The sequence below is a fragment of the Burkholderia sp. 572 genome (assembly GCF_040545135.1).
Classification (GTDB): domain Bacteria; phylum Pseudomonadota; class Gammaproteobacteria; order Burkholderiales; family Burkholderiaceae; genus Burkholderia; species Burkholderia cepacia.
This window is the reverse complement of the sequence record NZ_JBEPLH010000007.1, coordinates 264,621-281,989: the sequence shown is the minus strand read 5'-3', so window position 1 is coordinate 281,989 and position 17,369 is coordinate 264,621. Positions and strand designations below refer to the sequence as shown.

Annotated in this window: 18 protein-coding genes and 1 riboswitch; of the genes, 10 read left to right on the top strand and 8 right to left on the bottom strand. The window is 64.3% G+C overall.

What is annotated here, in order from left to right; translation table 11 throughout:
- The first annotated feature begins 100 nt into the window (after nucleotides 1–100).
- The 6 genes from ABIC51_RS15960 to ABIC51_RS15935 all read left to right on the top strand — a co-directional run bounded on the left by ABIC51_RS15960 (nucleotide 101) and on the right by ABIC51_RS15935 (nucleotide 6,157).
- Nucleotides 101–916 carry a helix-turn-helix domain-containing protein gene (locus ABIC51_RS15960; protein WP_059692772.1) on the top strand — a complete coding sequence of 272 codons (816 nt, stop codon included), beginning with the start codon at nucleotides 101–103 and terminating at the stop codon, nucleotides 914–916.
- A gap of 205 nt (nucleotides 917–1,121) precedes the next feature.
- Entirely contained in the window at nucleotides 1,122–1,934 is an 813-nt protein-coding gene (locus ABIC51_RS15955) for a hypothetical protein (RefSeq protein WP_175899461.1), read from the top strand.
- Nucleotides 1,935–2,210: 276 nt separating this feature from the next.
- Complete coding sequence (locus tag ABIC51_RS15950; RefSeq protein WP_334053969.1) at nucleotides 2,211–3,233, top strand: nitroreductase family protein; 1,023 nt, start codon at nucleotides 2,211–2,213, stop codon at nucleotides 3,231–3,233.
- Nucleotides 3,230–4,720 carry a phenylacetate--CoA ligase family protein gene (locus tag ABIC51_RS15945; protein WP_175899243.1) on the top strand — a complete coding sequence of 497 codons (1,491 nt, stop codon included), beginning with the start codon at nucleotides 3,230–3,232 and terminating at the stop codon, nucleotides 4,718–4,720. Before ABIC51_RS15950 ends, ABIC51_RS15945 begins: the two co-directional genes overlap by 4 nt.
- A 183-nt stretch (nucleotides 4,721–4,903) precedes the next feature.
- Nucleotides 4,904–5,007: riboswitch (SAM-I-IV-variant riboswitch) on the top strand.
- 42 nt (nucleotides 5,008–5,049) lie between these two features.
- A complete protein-coding gene (locus tag ABIC51_RS15940; protein WP_148668956.1) occupies nucleotides 5,050–5,388 on the top strand; it encodes a hypothetical protein in 339 nt (112 codons plus the stop codon).
- A gap of 25 nt (nucleotides 5,389–5,413) precedes the next feature.
- Nucleotides 5,414–6,157, top strand: a complete 744-nt coding sequence (locus tag ABIC51_RS15935; RefSeq protein WP_158605818.1) for an NTF2 fold immunity protein — start codon at nucleotides 5,414–5,416, stop codon at nucleotides 6,155–6,157.
- A gap of 287 nt (nucleotides 6,158–6,444) precedes the next feature.
- Here ABIC51_RS15935 and glmS read toward each other — a convergent pair whose 3' ends face one another.
- Complete coding sequence (glmS, locus tag ABIC51_RS15930) at nucleotides 6,445–8,274, bottom strand: glutamine--fructose-6-phosphate transaminase (isomerizing) (RefSeq protein ID WP_146252412.1); 1,830 nt, start codon at nucleotides 8,272–8,274, stop codon at nucleotides 6,445–6,447.
- A 156-nt stretch (nucleotides 8,275–8,430) separates the two neighbouring features.
- Between glmS and ABIC51_RS15925 the strand changes: the two genes are divergently transcribed.
- The gene (locus tag ABIC51_RS15925) at nucleotides 8,431–8,922 is read left to right on the top strand and encodes an Lrp/AsnC family transcriptional regulator (protein ID WP_021160045.1); all 492 of its coding nucleotides are present in this window, start codon (nucleotides 8,431–8,433) and stop codon (nucleotides 8,920–8,922) included.
- A 47-nt stretch (nucleotides 8,923–8,969) separates the two neighbouring features.
- Here ABIC51_RS15925 and panB read toward each other — a convergent pair whose 3' ends face one another.
- Entirely contained in the window at nucleotides 8,970–9,827 is an 858-nt protein-coding gene (gene panB / locus ABIC51_RS15920) for a 3-methyl-2-oxobutanoate hydroxymethyltransferase (RefSeq protein ID WP_060350211.1), read from the bottom strand.
- 77 nt (nucleotides 9,828–9,904) lie between these two features.
- Here panB and ABIC51_RS15915 point away from each other — a divergent pair, with 77 nt between their 5' ends.
- Complete coding sequence (locus ABIC51_RS15915; protein ID WP_060085686.1) at nucleotides 9,905–10,723, top strand: AraC family transcriptional regulator; 819 nt, start codon at nucleotides 9,905–9,907, stop codon at nucleotides 10,721–10,723.
- 19 nt (nucleotides 10,724–10,742) lie between these two features.
- Here ABIC51_RS15915 and ABIC51_RS15910 read toward each other — a convergent pair whose 3' ends face one another.
- The 3 genes from ABIC51_RS15910 to ABIC51_RS15900 all read right to left on the bottom strand — a co-directional run bounded on the left by ABIC51_RS15910 (nucleotide 10,743) and on the right by ABIC51_RS15900 (nucleotide 12,646).
- Nucleotides 10,743–11,276: a methylated-DNA--[protein]-cysteine S-methyltransferase gene (locus ABIC51_RS15910; RefSeq protein WP_060085685.1), complete on the bottom strand. Its 534-nt coding sequence runs from the start codon at nucleotides 11,274–11,276 to the stop codon at nucleotides 10,743–10,745.
- Between the two features lie 50 nt (nucleotides 11,277–11,326).
- The gene (locus ABIC51_RS15905) at nucleotides 11,327–12,052 is read right to left on the bottom strand and encodes a hypothetical protein (RefSeq protein WP_175899245.1); all 726 of its coding nucleotides are present in this window, start codon (nucleotides 12,050–12,052) and stop codon (nucleotides 11,327–11,329) included.
- Between the two features lie 108 nt (nucleotides 12,053–12,160).
- Nucleotides 12,161–12,646 (bottom strand): hypothetical protein, encoded by a 486-nt coding sequence (locus ABIC51_RS15900; RefSeq protein ID WP_155637854.1) that lies wholly within the window; start codon nucleotides 12,644–12,646, stop codon nucleotides 12,161–12,163.
- Between ABIC51_RS15900 and ABIC51_RS15895 the strand changes: the two genes are divergently transcribed.
- Nucleotides 12,645–13,937: an MFS transporter gene (locus tag ABIC51_RS15895; protein ID WP_059589565.1), complete on the top strand. Its 1,293-nt coding sequence runs from the start codon at nucleotides 12,645–12,647 to the stop codon at nucleotides 13,935–13,937. The two genes, ABIC51_RS15900 and ABIC51_RS15895, sit on opposite strands and share 2 nt — an antisense overlap.
- Nucleotides 13,938–14,039: 102 nt before the next feature.
- Here the strand turns inward: ABIC51_RS15895 and ABIC51_RS15890 are convergent, their stop codons facing one another.
- On the bottom strand, nucleotides 14,040–15,143 hold the full coding sequence (locus ABIC51_RS15890; RefSeq protein ID WP_027789782.1) for a LacI family DNA-binding transcriptional regulator: 1,104 nt from the start codon (nucleotides 15,141–15,143) through the stop codon (nucleotides 14,040–14,042).
- An 82-nt stretch (nucleotides 15,144–15,225) separates the two neighbouring features.
- Between ABIC51_RS15890 and ABIC51_RS15885 the strand changes: the two genes are divergently transcribed.
- A complete protein-coding gene (locus tag ABIC51_RS15885; protein ID WP_021160051.1) occupies nucleotides 15,226–16,062 on the top strand; it encodes an NAD-dependent epimerase/dehydratase family protein in 837 nt (278 codons plus the stop codon).
- A gap of 28 nt (nucleotides 16,063–16,090) precedes the next feature.
- On the opposite strand, the gene ABIC51_RS15880 is transcribed toward ABIC51_RS15885, so the two are convergent.
- The gene (locus tag ABIC51_RS15880) at nucleotides 16,091–16,411 is read right to left on the bottom strand and encodes a DUF1330 domain-containing protein (protein WP_060286015.1); all 321 of its coding nucleotides are present in this window, start codon (nucleotides 16,409–16,411) and stop codon (nucleotides 16,091–16,093) included.
- A gap of 212 nt (nucleotides 16,412–16,623) precedes the next feature.
- Entirely contained in the window at nucleotides 16,624–17,322 is a 699-nt protein-coding gene (locus ABIC51_RS15875) for a hypothetical protein (RefSeq protein WP_175864345.1), read from the bottom strand.
- Nucleotides 17,323–17,369: the final 47 nt, after the last annotated feature.

Sequence of the window (17,369 nt, the reverse complement as noted above, 5' to 3'; positions counted from 1 at the left end):
GTCGACAGGGATTCGAATGTAGGACGGTTGCGCCCCCTCGTCTTGGAAAAACCCGCTGTGGCGGTGCATCATTGCGCCTTCACCTCATCGGTTCCCGACCATGGCCGACCTGCGTAACGTGACCGACACGCCCAAGGGCGTGGTCGGCCCGAAGGCGATCAATCAGCGCTTCCGTCTCAATCGTTATCACCCGCGAGCCGAACTGGCCGGCGTGCTGGATCACCACTGGATCGTCGAATGGGATCTGCGCGGCCAGCCGCCTTACGTGCAGCGCACACTGCCGTATCCGTGCGTGAATGTGGTGTTCGACCGGCGGCAGACGGGGATCTTCGGTGTGGTGTCGGGGGCGTTCGAGACGACGCTCGCGGGCGCCGGCAGGGTGATCGGCTTGCGGTTTCGGCCGGGCGCGTTCCGGGCGTTTTTCGGCAAACCGGTGCATTTGACGACCGACAAGGTGCTGCCGGTGTCGACGCTGTTCGGCTGCGGCGATGCGGAAGCCGAAGCGGCCGTGCTCGGCGCCGGGGACGATGCCGGGATGGTGGCGGCGGCCGAGGCGCTGCTGTTGCGGGTGCTGCCGCCACCCGATCCGCAGGTCGAGCGTATTCATGCCATCTTGCAGATGCTGCAGCAGGACATCGGGCTCACGCAGGTGCGCGACCTGGCCGAGCGTGCGGGGTTGAGCGAACGCACGTTGCAGCAGCTCTTTTCCAGCCATGTCGGGGTGACGCCCAAATGGGTGATCTGTCGTTATCGCCTGCACGAAGCCGCGGACAAGCTCGCGGGCGGCGAGGCGGTCGATCTCGCGGAACTGGCCCAGGCGTTGGGGTATTTCGATCAGGCGCACTTCACGCGCGACTTCCGGAAGCTGGTGGGGAAGGCGCCGGCGGAGTATCGGCGCGAGGACGGGCGGGGATGAGTGTGCGGATTCCTGACGCGGGGGCGCTGCGCGTTTCCCGCCGGTTGTTGTCGCCCGGGCAACACGGTAGTGTGTCCGTTGGCCTGCCGCCGTGCCGACGACGAACCTATGATGGGCGCGCCGGCCGTCCGTGAATGTCAAACGGTGGGTGCGTTGCCGATCATTCCACCCTATAGTGCTCGTCGTTGAAAATCAGGAGTTCGTCGTGTTTTACCGGAAATTCACATTGGGTCGCTCGAACTTCGCGTGCATCGTCGCCCTGGCGATGATGCTGGCGCCGGTCGCGGCGCATGCCGCGGCGGAGGCTGCGGACGGCACGGCGCGCATCGCGTCGGCTGTCCATCCCGACACGTCGCCGGCACGACCGATTGCCGGCGACGACCCGGTTGCAATCCGGGATGCACTGAAGAAGCTGCACATCACTACCCTCTCCCCTTCGTTGCGCGACCGGGTACGCGGCCTGGTCTCCAGCGCGGTCGACCGGCGTGGCCCGAATCCCGACCTGGCGTCCGTCGATCTGGATCGTGACGTGACGTTCGTGGTACCGGTGCGGTACGGGCTGAGGTACTCGTCACGCCGGCACCTGTTGACGCTGGACGTCGACCTGTTCGACGCAGAGCGCAACGACCGGACGGGCATCCTGCTCAGAAAAGTCACGACGGGGCCGCGAGGGCGCGGGCTCGTGATCGCACCCGAAGCGAAGGCGAAAGGGTACATCCAGCACGTCGACATCATCGAACTCGATTCCGGCCAAGGCAAAAAGACCGCGATTCGTAGCCGCATGCGGCTATCGCCCGCCGAGCACGCACGAGCGAGCGGCGAATTCGCACTCGTTTTCTCCGGGCGGCTGGTTCGGCCTTACCTGACGGAACAAACCGAGCATGTCGATCCGAGTATCGACGAGCCGACCGACATCACGACGAGGATCTCCACGCTGCACATGGATATCCATGACATCTCGCTGGTGAGTGAGTCGAGCGGCATCGTCGTGTCGAAGAAGCTGCACTTGTCGAAGTAGCGGGGTTCTCGAACGGGGCTTCGACCGGCCACGAAGCTCCGCATGTGACGGCGGACGATGCTTCGGGGCGCGGACGGTTGCGTCGCAGTCGATCTGCCGTCCGGGCATCCGTGAGGCTGCCTCGGCCCTCATGTAAGATGCGCACAGCTTCACCCGGTCTTGAGAGGGGCCGGTTCTCGCGCCACAACGGCAATCAGCCGCACAACAACAAGGAAGCCACGAGAAATGCCGGGGATTCCCGCTGAAACCTTTACTGTCTGGCACACGATCCTGTCCGTGGCCCGACACGCACCGTCGCCGCACAACGTTCAGCCGTGGCGGGTGCAACTGATCTCGGACGATTGCGCCGAGCTGTTCATCGACGGCACGCGCACGCTGCCGAAAGAAGACACGACCGGCGCGTTCCTGTTGTCCGCGATGGGCATGTTCATCGACGCGATCGATCTGCTCGCGGCACCGCATGGCTTGTGCGTCGAATGGCAACTGCATCGCCCGGTGCAGGAATTCGCGGCCATCCTGTCCCGGCCGACGCCGCCGGGGCTGATTCCGTTCGCTGCGCTGCGGCTCGTCGCCAACACCAACGCGGATGCGCCGCGCGACGATCCGTCCGCGCTGATGCTGGCGCGCCGCACGTCGCGCATTTCGATGGATCCGACACCGGTGCCGGATGCCGCCGTCACGCAACTGGCTGCGCTGGCCGACGAATGGGGGCATCGATATACGCATCTGTCGGGTGCGGAACTGATCGAGCCGATCATCGCGGCGAACATCGACGCCGTGTTTCATGACATGAACGTCGCGGACTACCACGATGAAATCACGGCCTGGTTCCGGTTCACGGAACGCTCGACTGCCCGACATCGCGACGGTCTCGACTGGCGCTGCATGAACCTGTCGCGCGCCGAGTTCTGGATGTCCGCGCGTCTGTCGAAGATCCTGACGTTCAAGCCGACGCGCTTCTATTTCAAGCGCCGGTACCGGTCGCAGCTCGGCCATGTTCCGGCGATCGGCGTGTTGAGCGGCGATTTCTTCAATCCGGAGAAGGCGATCGAGTCGGGCCGCTTCCTGCTGCGCTTCTGGCTGGCGCTGACGAGCCTCGGCCTGTACCTGCATCCGTACGGCAACCTGGTCACGAACCCCGACGCTGCCGCGTGGTTCAGCACGCATGCCGGGGTCGACCGCGCATGGCTCGTGTTCAAGGTCGGCTACTCGCGTACGCCGCCGCAAAGCCAGCGCAGGGCGCTTGCCGACATCCTCGTCGACGCGCCGGTTCCATCCCATTCGCCGCAATCCGCATGAACACGCTCATTCGCCTCTTTCTCGAAGCCGTTCTCTGGACGCTCTGGTTCCTTCGCCGCGTGATCAGCGTCGACGGACGTCTCTATGTGTTCCTCAACGCGCCGATTTTTCAGCCCTATCTGGCTTATGTCGGCCGCATGCGCGCCCGCGTCGCGTTCCTCAAGGCGAGCACGTCGTGCCCGGCCTACATCGAGTTCCTGAAGGCCGAAGGCTACAAGGCCGGCGGCAAATGGCGGCTGGCGGACCTGCCCGCCATGACCAAGGAGAATTACATCAAGCGCTATTCGATCGAGCTGCGCTGCTACGGTGGTGCCATTCCGAAGTCGGGTGTCGTCATCGACGAATCGTCGGGGTCGACGGGGCAGCCGAACAACTGGGTGCGCAGCGCGGCCGAACGCAGCGACGTCAAGCGCATCCTGCAACTGAACTATCAGCTGGTGTTCCGCGACTCCGGCAAGATGCTGCTGAACTGCTTTGCGCTCGGGCCGTGGGCGACCGGCATGAACGTGTCGATGTCGCTCGTCGACGTCGGCATCATGAAGTCGATCGGCCCCGACAAGGCCAAGCTGATCAACACGCTGAAGCTGTTCGGGCCGAAATACCAGTACCTGATATTCGGCTACCCGCCGTTCATCCGTTCGGTGGTCGACGAATGCGATCTCGACCTGAGCGCGTACCACATCGATTTCATCGTCGGCGGGGAAGGGTTGTCGGAAGCGTTGCGCGACCATCTGCTGCGCAAGGCGAGCACGGTGATCTCGTCGTATGGCGCGTCGGACCTCGAGATCAACATCGGCGTCGAGACGCCGACGACGATCGGTCTGCGGCGTGCGTTGCTCACGCGGCCCGAGCTGTGCCGCGAGCTGTTCGGCCGCGATACGCCGCCGATGATTTTCCAGTACAACGCGCTCGATTACGTGATCGAAACGAATGACGATGGCGAGCTGCTGGTGACCATCGGGCGGCAGTCGGGCGCCGCGCCGAAGATCCGGTACAACATTCGCGATTCGGGTGGGACGTATCGATTCCGCGAGCTGAACAGGCGTCTGTCGGCGCATGGCATGCGCCTGCAGGATTTTGCCGCGCGGACCAGCCATTTCCCGTTCCTGTTCGTGTACGGCCGCAACGATTCGAGCGTGCCGTTCTATGGCGCGAAAGTGTTCCCGTCCGACATCGAGCAGGTTCTGTCCGCTTCGCCGGTGCTGCATGACGCGATCAGCACGTTCCAGCTCGCGACGACCGAGGATGCGCAGTTGACGAGTTTCCTGCACCTCCATCTCGAACGGGCGTTGGGCAGTGCGCCGATGCCGCTCGACGATGCGGCGCTGCATGGCGAGATGGTCGAGGGTATGAAGCGCGTGAATCAGGATTTCCGCGAGGTGTCGAGGCTGTTCGATCCGAAGCAGGTGGTCGTGCATCTGCATGAGCACGATACGGGGCCGTTCCAGGGGCGGGATATCCGGATCAAGAACAGGTATATCGCGTGAGGGCGTAGGTTTCGGGGTGGTTGGAGGGCGGTGAGGAGGGCTGACACAGCTCTTCCTGTCGCGTCGCTTACAAGGGCTGGATCGGTGAGGTCATCCGGCTAAAGTGCCGCTCTCCCGACACTTCTTGCGCTACGCGTGCTTTTCGGTATAATGAACCATCGTTCGGAATGTCGAACGAGAGAAACCAAGCATCCAGAGTCGGATTATCCGACGCCAACCTGCCCTCCCGGGCAAGGTGGACGCCCTTGAGGCGATGCGGCCGATTTACGGCAACGAAACGGGAGCAGCATGGCTGGCACCGGTTCGATAACCACTCAACCGGAGCAATCATGCGCCAGGATACCGCTGCTTCCCGCCAGACCGTCTGTGAAGACTGGTCGCACCTCCTTCCCGGTTTCACGCTCACGCATACGGTTCATCTCGTTTCGGGATTGAATCCGGGCATCGTGTCGACAGCGGCTGCCGTACTCGAAGGCGAAACCGCCACGGTCGACCGGTGGGCCATCGCCCGCTGTGGCGACGTTCTCGAGCAGAAGATCGTTCTCGGGGAAATGACGGAAGGGCAAGCGGTTCGGCTGCGCGATCGACTTGCCGCGCTCGATGGCGTGCTGCGCACGAGGATGGAACATCATTTCGTTCGTGCCGGTTCGGCCGCCTCCGGGAATTGACCGGAGGGTGGCCGTCAGGCGATGCATGATCGTTGTCGCCGCTCGGCTGATGTTGGTGCCAAATGAAAGCGCTCTGCGTCGCGTGCACATTGGACGCCACCGGTATTTTTTCCCACGGCCGCCCTTTGATCGCCGCGCGGCCAGTGCCAATTCATTGAACATTTCCGAGAGACTTGTGCGGAGCGAAGTCGAGCCGCCTGTTGCTCGTTGCGCGCGTGCCACTCCACATGCATGCGACCGACTCAAAGGCACGCTGACCCAGGACGGTAAGATATCGACGGGCCTGCTGCCGACTCCTTGGCTGATTGTGGGCGATATTCTCAATCATGAGAGATTGAAGATGATGGATGATGATTTTGTGCGGGCGCGAACGGCATTGAGATCATTCATGTTGGAAATGAATCATTGGGAAAAGGGTTTTTATAAGCAGAAGCGCAGTGCCCTGGAGAGTGGGCTCGACGTATCGGAAGTCGATGATTGTGCTCGGAAGGCGCTTTCGGGTATTTTCGAGAGATGGACATTGCGGGATAAGACAAACCAAGGTCGTCTGATTGACTTGGGTTGCTCGGATCCGCCGACATACGACCCTGAAACTGACGTTGAAGATGGCGTGGAATCCGCCGACGGAGAGGTGGTTTTCATCATTCGTCAAACCGTCGGGATGTTGGCGATATTCCGAATCACCATGAAGAACGACGCGGGCGAGTGGAGGGTGAGAAAAAAGGAATTCGTCAATTTTAAGGACAAGTGGCAGCGGTCAGTGCTGTAGCGAGCGCTACCCGACCTGCTGTTCCGGTTCGGTGTCGTTCAAACCGGCGCGCCTCCCGAGGTGCGGGAGAACCGGATGAGAAACTGCTTGCAAGGGCCGGTGGTGCTTCAATCGCGTATGGTGATGCGCCATCGTGGAATCGACCGTCGTGTACCGCATCAAAAGCGTTCCGGACAGGTCTGGCAATGCTTCGGGGCAGCTCGCCCCCCGTCCACGGAACGCTTCTATGAGACCCCACGGAACAGTTTCATTTTCTGCGAACAGCACCTCAGCACACCCGGCTCACCTCACTCCACCGTCACCGACTTCGCCAGATTCCGCGGCTTATCGATATCCGTCCCCCGCGCCAACGCCGCGTGATACGCCAGCAGTTGCATCGGCACCGTATGCAGAATCGGCGAAAGCGGCCCGTAGTATTCGTTGAGCCGAATGACCTCGATCCCGTCGCCCGGCACCAACCCGCAGTCCACATCCGCGAACACAAAAAGACGGCCATTTCGCGCACTGACCTCATGCATGTTCGACCGGAGTTTCTCGAGCAGCATGTCGTTCGGCGCCACTGCAATCACCGGCATCTCGTTGCTGACGAGCGCCAGCGGCCCATGCTTCAGCTCCCCGGCCGGATAAGCCTCCGCATGAATATAAGAAATCTCCTTCATCTTCAGCGCGCCCTCGAGCGCGATCGGATAATGCATCCCGCGCCCGAGAAACAGCATGTTGTCGCGCCTCGCGAGCAGTTCCGACCACGCCATGATCTGCGGTTCCAGCGCGAGCACTTTCGACATTGCATCGGGCAGATGCCGCAGCGCCCGCAGATGTTCCTTCTCCGCGTCGTCGCTCAACCGCCCACGCATTTGCGCAAGCGATAGCGTGAGCAGAAACAGCGCGACGAGCTGCGTCGTAAAAGCCTTCGTCGAAGCTACCCCGATCTCGACTCCCGCGCGCGTGACGAACTGCAGCGCACATTCCCGCATCAACGCGCTCGTCGCAACGTTGCAGATCGCGAGCGTATGCATCATTCCGCTTTGCTTCGCGACATGCACGGCGCCGAGCACGTCGGCCGTCTCGCCGCTTTGCGACACCGCGACGACGAGCGTGCGCGGATTCGGCACATTGTCGCGATAACGAAACTCGCTCGCAATTTCCACGCTGGCCGGCAGCTTCGCGATGCTCTCGATCCAGTACTTCGCCGTGAGCGCCGCGTGATAACTCCCGCCACATGCGAGCAACAACACCGAATCGACGTCGTTGAAAACCCGCCACGCACCGTCGCCGAACAGCTCCGGCATGATCGAAGACACGTCGAGCAGCGTATCGGCCACCGCCTGCGGCTGCTCGAAGATCTCCTTCTGCATGTAGTAGCGATACGAACCGAGATCGGCCGCGCCGCTATGCGCGGCGACCCGCTGCACCGCGCGCTCGACGCGCTGGCCGTCCGCATCGACGATCCAGTAGCGATGCAGCTGGATATCGGCAACGTCGCCGTTCTCGAGGTACGCGATCCGATCGGTGATCCCCGACAGCGCAATCGCGTCGGACGCCAGAAAATTCTCGCCCTCACCGACGCCGACGACGAGCGGCATCCCGTCGCGCGCGCCGACGATCCGGTGCGGCTCGTCGCGGCACATCACCGCGATCGCATAGCTGCCGCGCAGTCGCGCGACCGCGCGCCGTACCGCATCGAACAGATCGCCGTCGTACAGGTGGTCGACCAGGTGCGCGATCGCCTCGCTGTCGGTCTGGCTCGCGAACACGTAGCCTTGCGCCTGCAGTTCGGCGCGCAGTTGATCGCAGTTTTCGATGATCCCGTTATGCGACAGCGCGATGCGCGCGTTCGCGTCGCTCGGCGAAAAGTGAGGATGCGCGTTGAGCGTGACGGGCGCGCCATGCGTGGCCCAGCGCGTGTGCGCGATGCCGGTGTAGCCCGACAGCGCTTGCCCGGCGATCTCGCGCTGCAGGTTCGCGACGCGGTCGACGCTGCGGGCGCGCGCCAACGCCCGGTCGCGGTAGACCACCACGCCGCATGAATCGTAACCGCGGTATTCGAGCCGCTTCAGGCCGTCGACCAGGTTCGGCAGGATGTCCCGCTGGGCGACCGCCCCGACAATTCCACACATATCGCGCTCCGTAAATGTCCTGTCTGGATCAGTGAGAGCGATGGTAGAGGTCGTCTTATGGAATTAAATTTCAAAATACAAGAACAAATGAAATGGATGGTTGATCGTCTATCATGTTGAAATTAAATTTCACACCCTGACCGGAAGGAGCCGCCGATGGCCGGCATCACCCTCGACGATCTCGACCTGCGCATTCTCGCGATCCTGCAGGACGACGCGTCGGTGTCGAACCTGCAACTCGCCGAGCGCGCGCTGTCGTCGCCGCCCACCTGCATGCGCCGCGTGCGGCGGCTGACGGAGGCGGGCGTGATCCGCCGGCAGGTCGCGGTGCTCGACCCGGTGGCGATCGGCACGGCCGTCACCGCGCTGATCGAGATCAGTCTCGACCGGCAGACGGCGGAAGACTACGACGCGTTCGAGGCGTACGTGTGCGCGGAGCCGGCGGTCACGCAGTGCTACCGCGTGTCGCCGGGGCCCGATTTCGTCGTGGTGGCCGATCTGGCCGACGTCGCCGAATACGACGAATTCGCGCGCCGGCTGTTCACCGGCGCATCGAACGTCCGTAACGTGCGGACGTTCTTCTCGACGCATCGCGCGAAATTCGAGGCGAACGCGCGGGTCACGCATGCGATGCGCAAGCGCGCGTGAAGCGATCGCACGGTTCGCTTTGCGTCCGCGATGCGCCGGCGATGCGATTACGCGGCCGCGTCGGCCGTTTCGATCAGTTGCAGCGGCTTGCCATACCCGAAGCAATGCGCGGGCTCCGGGAACACATGCTGCCGCACGTCGTGCGCGTACTGGCGGATCGCGTCGCGCATCACGGCGTTCGCATCGGCGTAACGCTTCACGAAGCGCGGCGTGTACGCATCGAAGGCGCCGATCATGTCCTCGGTCACGAGCACCTGCCCGTCGCACGCCGGCGATGCGCCGATGCCGATCGTCGGGATCGTCAGCGTTTCGGTCAGGTGGCGCGCGAGCGCTTCGGCGGTGCCTTCGATGACGACGCCGAACGCGCCGGCCCGTTCGGCCGAGCACGCGGCGTCGAACACCTGCGCGGCCGAGCGCGGGTCCATCCCCTGCGCGCGGAAGCCGCCCGTCGCGTTGGCCTGCTGCGGCATGAGGCCGACGTGCGCCATCACCGGGATGCCGCGCTCGGTCAGGAAGCGGATCGTGTCTGCCATCTCGCTGCCGCCCTCGAGCTTCACGGCCTGCGCACCGGTTTCGGCGAGCAGGCGCGCGGCGGAGCGATACGCTTGCGCAGGCGATTCCTGATAAGTCGAGAACGGCAGGTCGACGACGACGCACGCCTGCGCGGCGCCGCGTACGACGGCCGCGCCATGTGCAATCATCATGTCGAGCGTGACGCGCAGCGTATCGGGCATCCCGTACAGCACCATGCCGACGGAGTCGCCGACGATGATCACGTCGGCCACTTCGTCGACGAGTTTCGCCATCGGCGCGGAGTAGGCGGTCAGCGAGACGAGGCTGCCGATGCCCTTGGTCGAACGGATCGCGGTGACGGTCTTGCGGGTGGTGCGGGTATGAGCGCTCATGGGCTGAAGCCGTGTGAAAGAAGAGCCGCCACGGTAGCATCGCGCTCGTTCGTGCAATGACCTTCGGAGGACGTCTTATGTTGCTGGCGGGACAATCGGGTGACCCTTACGCGGTGCCGCCGATGGCACGCCTGCCGAGGCCGCTGTATGTGCGTGCGTTCGAGATTCCCGGCAACGCGAGCGTCGACGCGCACAGTCATCCGTGGGCGCAGCTGATGTATGCGACGAGCGGCGTGCTCGAGGTGTCGACGCCGTCGGGCCGGCAGCTGTTGCCGCCGCACTATGCGATGTGGATACCGCCGCACGTGCCGCACGCGGTGTCGACGCGCGATTGTGTCGCGTTCCACAGCCTGTATCTCGACGCGGCGATCGCGCGCGACGACGTGCACGACGATTGCGCGATCCTCTGCATGACGCCGCTGCTGCGCGAGCTGGTGATCGCCACGGCCGAATTGCCGGTGAATTACGACGAAGCGGGGCCGGACGGCGCGCTCGTCTGCCTGATCGCCGACCGGATCGCACGGATGCGGGCGGCGCCGCTGACGGTGCCGCTGCCGCGCGATCCGCGTCTGCTGAAAATCGCGCGTGCGTTGCATGCGTATCCGGGCGATACGCGCAATCTCGACGAATGGGGGCATCAGGTCGGTGCGACGCGACGGACGCTGTCGCGGCTGTTCCGGCAGGACACGGGGCTGTCGTTCACCGAATGGCGGCAGGCGGTGCGGCTGCTGGCGTCGCTGCCGCTGCTCGATGCGGGCGAGCCGATCGGCGCGGTGGCCGCGCAACTGGGCTACGACTCGACGTCGTCGTTCATCGCGCTGTTCCAGGCGAAATTCCGCGTGACGCCCGGCGCGTATGCGAAGCGTGAAGCGCGCCGGCCCGTGCTGAGCGCGTGACGCGGCTGGCCGCCCTTACTCAGAACGCGAGCGCCTGCTGCGCCGGATGGCGGGCGCCGCGCTCGAACCCCGCGCCTTCGAGCGACAGCAGCGCACGCTTGCGGTCGATCCCGCCCGCATAACCGGTCAGGCTGCCCGATGCGCCGACCACGCGATGGCACGGCACCATGATCGACACCGGGTTCCGCCCGACCGCGCCGCCCACGGCGCGCGCGCCGCTCATCGGCAACCCGACGCGCTCGGTGATGTCGCCGTACGTCACGAGTTCGCCGAACGGAATCGCGAGCAGTTCCTTCCATACACGTCGCTGAAACGCGGTGCCGCGCAGTTGAATCGGCACCGAGAACGTTTCGCGCGTGCCGGTGAAATACTCGGCGATTTCTTCCGCGACCTTGCGCGCGATCGGTGGCGTCGCGAGCGCGTCCGCTTCGGTCACGATCGCAACCGGCGGGAAGTATTTCTGGCCGACGAAGTAGAGGCCCGTCAGCGCATCGTCCTCGATACGTACCGCGATGTCGCCCAGCGGGCTCGGAATCAGGTGAGCGGGAGTCATCGCAACATCTCTCCGTGAAGGGGCCGCATATGCCGTCGTTGTATCCGTGGTTAGAGCGAGAGCAGGCCAAGGCTTGCCGCTGCGAAAAGTATAAAGGTCAGGCCGACGAAGGCTTTTCGCGGCGCGATCGTATGAATCAGTCTCGCCGCCGCAACGGGCAGCAAGATCAGCGCAGCGGAGAGAAATGCAGCCGGTGCGGCAACTAACCACGTGATTACGTAGTAAATGAGAAAGAATGCCGCGAAGACAAGGGAAAGGCTCCCGCCAATTGCAATTGGATTGGTCAATTGCGGAGCATGGAAACCGGAGATGGTGGCAATTTTATAGAGCGGCTGCGAAAGGATTGCCATAAACGGAGTGCCGAGGAACACGTCCGATGCGCCTAGAACGATCGGTCCGAATATCATCAGACCTACCTGAGGTCTTATTCCCGTGATTGCACTCTTGTGATCCACGCACCACTTTATTGAAAACCAGCCGAACATGCTGAGCATGCCGATGGTCGACAGATAACCGGCCAACATTCGATTGGGGCCGATCATCCTGGGCAGGATGAAAAATAACGCAATCGATGCTATTGATATATAGCGGTATACCTTTCTCAAGGAATTCAAGCCCTCGATTACTTTGATATCCTTCAGGCGATTATTGAAGCTCCCGTAGCCATTCTCGAGATGCGCGACGAAATCATTGATTTTCGGATTTTGGCGCGCCATGTCCCCCGCCCAATAGAAGCCAATGAGGATTTGCAGGCAGGTGCAAAGGATTTTGAGCATGACGACAGTTTTGTGTTGTTGTGACGTTTCGAGGTCGGGCTTTGTGACGAGTGTACTGGATTGTTTGACGGCCTTGTATTGACTGACAGGGCGCATTGGTAGTGGCCGTCATCGTAACGATTCGCGAAATTGTGCTCTACGGCACGCATGCGGCGTGTGAAGCATCTGGCCGCGTGCATCGCGCGTTGTACTCAAGCGTGCCTCCATTGGCGGGACGGCAGTTGAAATTTGTTCCGAGCGCGAGGCGGGTTCGGTGCCCGGCGCGTGGAACCTGTAGGGCTGTGTTTTCCGGCGCGACGTCGTGATCTCCTGACCCCGTGCGGCGGCGTCCGGCTTTATGTTGCCTCCCAGAAAACGGTTAATGCCCAGCCACGAAACAGTCGTCTCTTTTGCCGCGACCAATTTGAGATGACTCATCGAAATCCCCGACTGACAGGGCGCCGGCTGACGACCTATCCTTTGAAAAACGTTTTCCAGATTGATCGGCGGATTCGGCCGTGCGCGACAGCGCGCCGCCGTCCGCCCCGGCGCCGGTCGCCGGTCAACGAATACCGTGCGGCGCGACGGGCGCGGCCGCGCATCGGAGACATTCATGCAATCTGCCGTCGTCGGCGCCGTGCGCGCGGCCGCCAGCCGCTACCGCTGGACCGTCTGTGCGCTGCTGTTTTTCGCGACCGTGATCAACTACATGGATCGGCAGATCCTCGGCCTGCTCGCACCGATGCTCCAGCACGACATCGGCTGGACCCAGGTGCAATACGGCCGCATCGTGATGGCGTTTTCCGCGTTCTATGCCCTCGGCCTGCTCGGCTTCGGGCGGATCGTCGACTGGCTCGGCACGCGCGTCTCGTACGCGGTCGCGATGCTGGTGTGGAGCATCGCCGCGATGCTGCACGCGGCGGTCGGCTCGGTCATGGGTTTCGCGTTCGTGCGTGCGCTGCTCGGGATCGGCGAGGGCGGCAACTTCCCGGCCGCGATCAAGACGACGGCCGAATGGTTTCCGCGCCGCGAACGTGCGCTCGCCACCGGCATCTTCAACTCGGGCGCGAACATCGGCGCGGTGTTCGCGCCGGCGATCATCCCGGCCATCGCGGTGGCCTACGGCTGGCGTGCGGCGTTCGTGATCATCGGCGCGATCGGCATCGTGTGGCTCGCGGTGTGGCTCGTGCTCTATCGCCAGGCCGATACGCGCGCGCTCGCCGCGGAATATGACGAGCCGCGCGACGAAGCGGAGGCGCTCGACGCGGCGAACGCGAACGCCGGCGCGCCGCGCTGGGGCGAACTGATCCGCAAGCGCGAAACGTGGGCGTTCCTGATCGGCAAGTTCCTGACCGACCCGGTGTGGTGGTTCTACCTGTTCTGGCTGCCGAAGTGGCTCAACGAATCGCGCGGGATGGACATGCAGCACATCGGCCTGCCGCTCGTCTGCATCTATGCGTTGACGACGGTCGGCAGCATCGGCGGCGGCTGGCTGTCGTCGATGCTGCTGCGCGCGGGCTGGAGCGTGAACCGCGCGCGCAAGACGGCGATGCTGATCTGCGCGTGCTGCGTGCTGCCGATCGCGTTCGTGTCGCAGGTGCAGAGCCTGTGGGTCGCGGTGCTGATCGTCGGCCTCGCCGCCGCCGCGCACCAGGGCTGGTCGGCGAACCTGTTCACGACGGCGTCCGACCTGTTTCCGCGCCGCGCGGTTGCATCGGTGGTCGGGATCGGCGGGATGGCCGGTTCGATCGGCGGCGTGCTGTTCTCGGAAGTGATCGGCCAGGTGCTGCAGCGCACGGGCCACTACTGGGTGCTGTTCGCGATCGGTGCGTCGGCCTACCTGCTCGCGCTGGCCGTGATGCACATGCTCACGCCGAAGATGAAGCCGGCGCAACTCGACGCGTGACGGGGTGATCGCGTAGTCACGTAGTCACTTCATCGCATGTCCGCAAACGAACGCGCCGCCCTTGGGCGGCGCGTTTTCTTTTGGAGGCGCGGGGCAGGGCACTCAACCGGCCGCGGCCGTCGACGCGCGCATGATCAGCCGCGGCTCGAACGTCGAATAACTCGCATCGGTGCGCCCCGCGAGCGCATCGATCAGCTTCTGCATCGCGAGCTCGCCCATGTTCTCGCTCTGGATGTCGACGGTCGTCAGCGCGGGCGCCGCGTATTCGCCGTACGGCACGTTGTCGATGCCCGCGACCGACACGTCCTGCGGCAGCCGGAAGCCGAGCGACGCGGCTTCCTTCATGAAGCCGAGCGCGATCAGGTCGTTGTAGCAGATCACGGCTTGCGGACGCTGCGGCCCGAGCATCACGCGCGAACACGCGCGCTCGCCGGCCTCGGCGGTCGGCGCATGCGCATCGTGCACGTCGAGCGTGAGCCCGGCTTCGGCGAGGCAGTCGCGCGCGCCCTGGATCCGCTCGTCGTTCACGCGCGCGGTGCCGAAGCCGAGATACGCGATGCGCGTGTGGCCGAGATTGAGCAGATGGCGCGCGAGCATGTAGGTCGACAGCCGGTTGTCGATGCCGACGCTCGGAATCGGCAGGCCGGGGCTGCGGCGCAGCAGCACGAGCGGCTTGTTGAGGTCGAGCATCCAGCCGGCTTCGTCGTCGGGCATCCGCGTGCTGACGATCAGCCCGTCGACGCGCTGCGCGAGCGCCTCGATCAGCGAGCGTTCGCGTGCCTGGCTCTCCTCGGTATCGACGAGCAGCAGCGTGTAGTCGTGCTGCAGCGCGACGCGGTTCGCCCCCTTCACCACGTTCGTGAAGTGCGGGTTGCTGATGTCGAGGATCACGAGGCCGATGGTGCGCGTGCGGCCGGTGATCATCGAGCGCGCGAGCGGGTTCGAACGGTAGCCGAGCCGGTCGATCGCCTCCTTGAGCCGGGCTTCGACGGTCGGCGAAAAGCGCTGCGTGCCGTTCACGTACTTCGATACCGTCGCGACCGACACGCCGGCTTCCGCCGCCACGTCGCGGATCGTCGGGGAAACTTTTTTCATGCGGAGGGTAACGTTTTCGTTCGATAACGCCGGATTGTGGCAGAAAACGGGGCCGTGCGGCCACGCGCCGATATCGGGAAAGTGCGGATGGCTGCGAGCGGGTTCGGCCATTGACGTTCGGCCGCGCTCCCGCGTATAGTTGGAAAACGTTTTCCGATCCAGTCAGATTTCAGGTCAGATTCAAGGAGATTCGATGAACGCCTCATCCACCGGCGCGCGCAAACCGTTCGGGCGCCTGCTGCTGACGGGCGCGGCCGGCAACCTCGGCCGCCAGTTGCGCGGCGCGCTCGCCGACTGGGCCGACGTCGTGCGCGTCAGCGACATCGCGACGCTCGGCGACGCGGCCGCGCATGAAGAAACCCGCGTCGTCGACCTGGCCGATCGCCCGGCCGTGATGCAGCTCGTCGACGGCGTGGACGCGATCGTCCACCTCGGCGGCATTTCGGTCGATGCGCCGTTCGACGATCTCGTCGGTGCGAACATCACCGGCACGTACAACCTGTACGAAGCCGCGCGCAAGCATGGCGTGAAGCGCGTCGTGTTCGCGAGCTCGAATCATGCGATCGGTTTCCATCCGGTCACGGAAGTGCTCGATGCCGATTCGCCGCTGCGCCCCGACAGCCTGTATGGCGTGACGAAGTGCTTCGGCGAATCGCTGTCGCGCTATTACTTCGACCGTTTCGGGATCGAGACGGTGTGCCTGCGGATCGGCTCGTCGTTCGAAGTACCGAAGAATCCGCGCATGCTGGTGACGTTCCTCAGCTATCGCGACTTCATCGAGCTCGTGCGCTGCTCGCTGCTGACGAACCGCGTCGGGCATGCGATCGTGTACGGCGCGTCGGACAACCCGGTGAAGTGGTGGGACAACACGAAGGCCGGCTTCCTCGGCTTCCGCCCGCGCGACAGTTCGGAGCAGTTCGCCGGGTTGTTCCCGGTGGCGGCGCCGACCGCCGACTACGACGATCCCGCGCAGCGGTTCCAGGGCGGCGGGTTCGTCGTCGGCGAGCCGATGGAGCGCAACGCGTCGTAAGCGCCGCCGGCGTCGCTGCGGCCGCGGTTCAGCGCAGGATGTCGGTCGCGCGGTGCCGCGCGTCGACGCCGTCGATCAGGATCAGCGGGCCGCTCGCGTGACGTGCGCGCAGCGGCTGGATCTGCCGGTACGCATCCGATTCGTACCATGCACGCGCGGTGGCGAGATCGGGGAACGCGATCGCGACCAGGTCGCCGCGCCACACGCCTTCGCGCACTTCCGGCCGTGCGCCGTGAATCACAAAATGGCCGTCATACGGCGCGAGCGTGCCGTCGATGCGCTCGAGGTACTCGACGATGTCGTCGCACATCTCGACGTCGTGCAGGTGGGCGATGGCGTAGGCGGTCATGGCGGGCTCCGTGGCGTGAGGTGAGTCGATGGAGCCATGATCGCGGCGCGGGCGGCGCGCGTCGATTACCTGCGACGTAAGGAAATTCGTACGGCCGCGAACGATGGCGCGTGCCGGCAGACACGCCGCCCGTGGGGTGCGGCAGCATCCACGCATATCGCTTGCCCGCAAGCAAGCACGCACGTATCGTCAGCCGCGCGGCAACGCAGCCGTCAATGCTGCTTGCTGCAAGCCGGATCGGTTCCGCGCCGCTCGGCCGAATCGCACCAGTAACCCGGCCGCCACGCTTCGAACGTGACGGCTTTCGCCGCATTGGCGCGCGTGACGCGCACCGGGTCGGCTTTCAGCGCATCGCCGTTCGGGTCGTCGTTGAGCCGCCAGTTCCGCATGACTTCGCGATGGAACACCCACGTGCGGTGCGCGGCGTCGTAGCGAAACGTCACGCGGTCGCGCCAGTGGCTCGGCCCCGCGAATACGCCCTGTTCGACCGTGAAGGTGCGGGGTTCGATCGTGAGCGCGTTCTCGGCGACGCCATCGAGATACGGGTCGCCCATCCCGCCTTCGTCGGCTTTCATGATCACGGTGTCGTTGCGCGCCGCGAGCCGGTAGTGCCCGTCCTTGCCCGGCAGGAAGATCATCAGCGGACGCGGCGATGCGTTGCGCATCGAATCGTCGGGCTGGTGCGCGACGACGACATAGCCGATGCGGGGGCTGTCGGTCAGGCGCCCCGACGCGGCATCCAGCGCTTCGTAGCCGGCGGGAAGCTGCGCGACGATGTCGTCCGGAAGATCGGGTGTATCCGGGCAACGGATCGAAGAAGGCGTGTCGCCGCACGTCGCGGCGTAGGTGCCGCCGATGCCGAACGTCAGCAGCGCGGCGACGAGGAATCCTGTGATGCGGGAGATCGTCATGCGGATCGGGTCTGGAGGTCGCGCCGCGAAAGCCGGCGCACACGCGC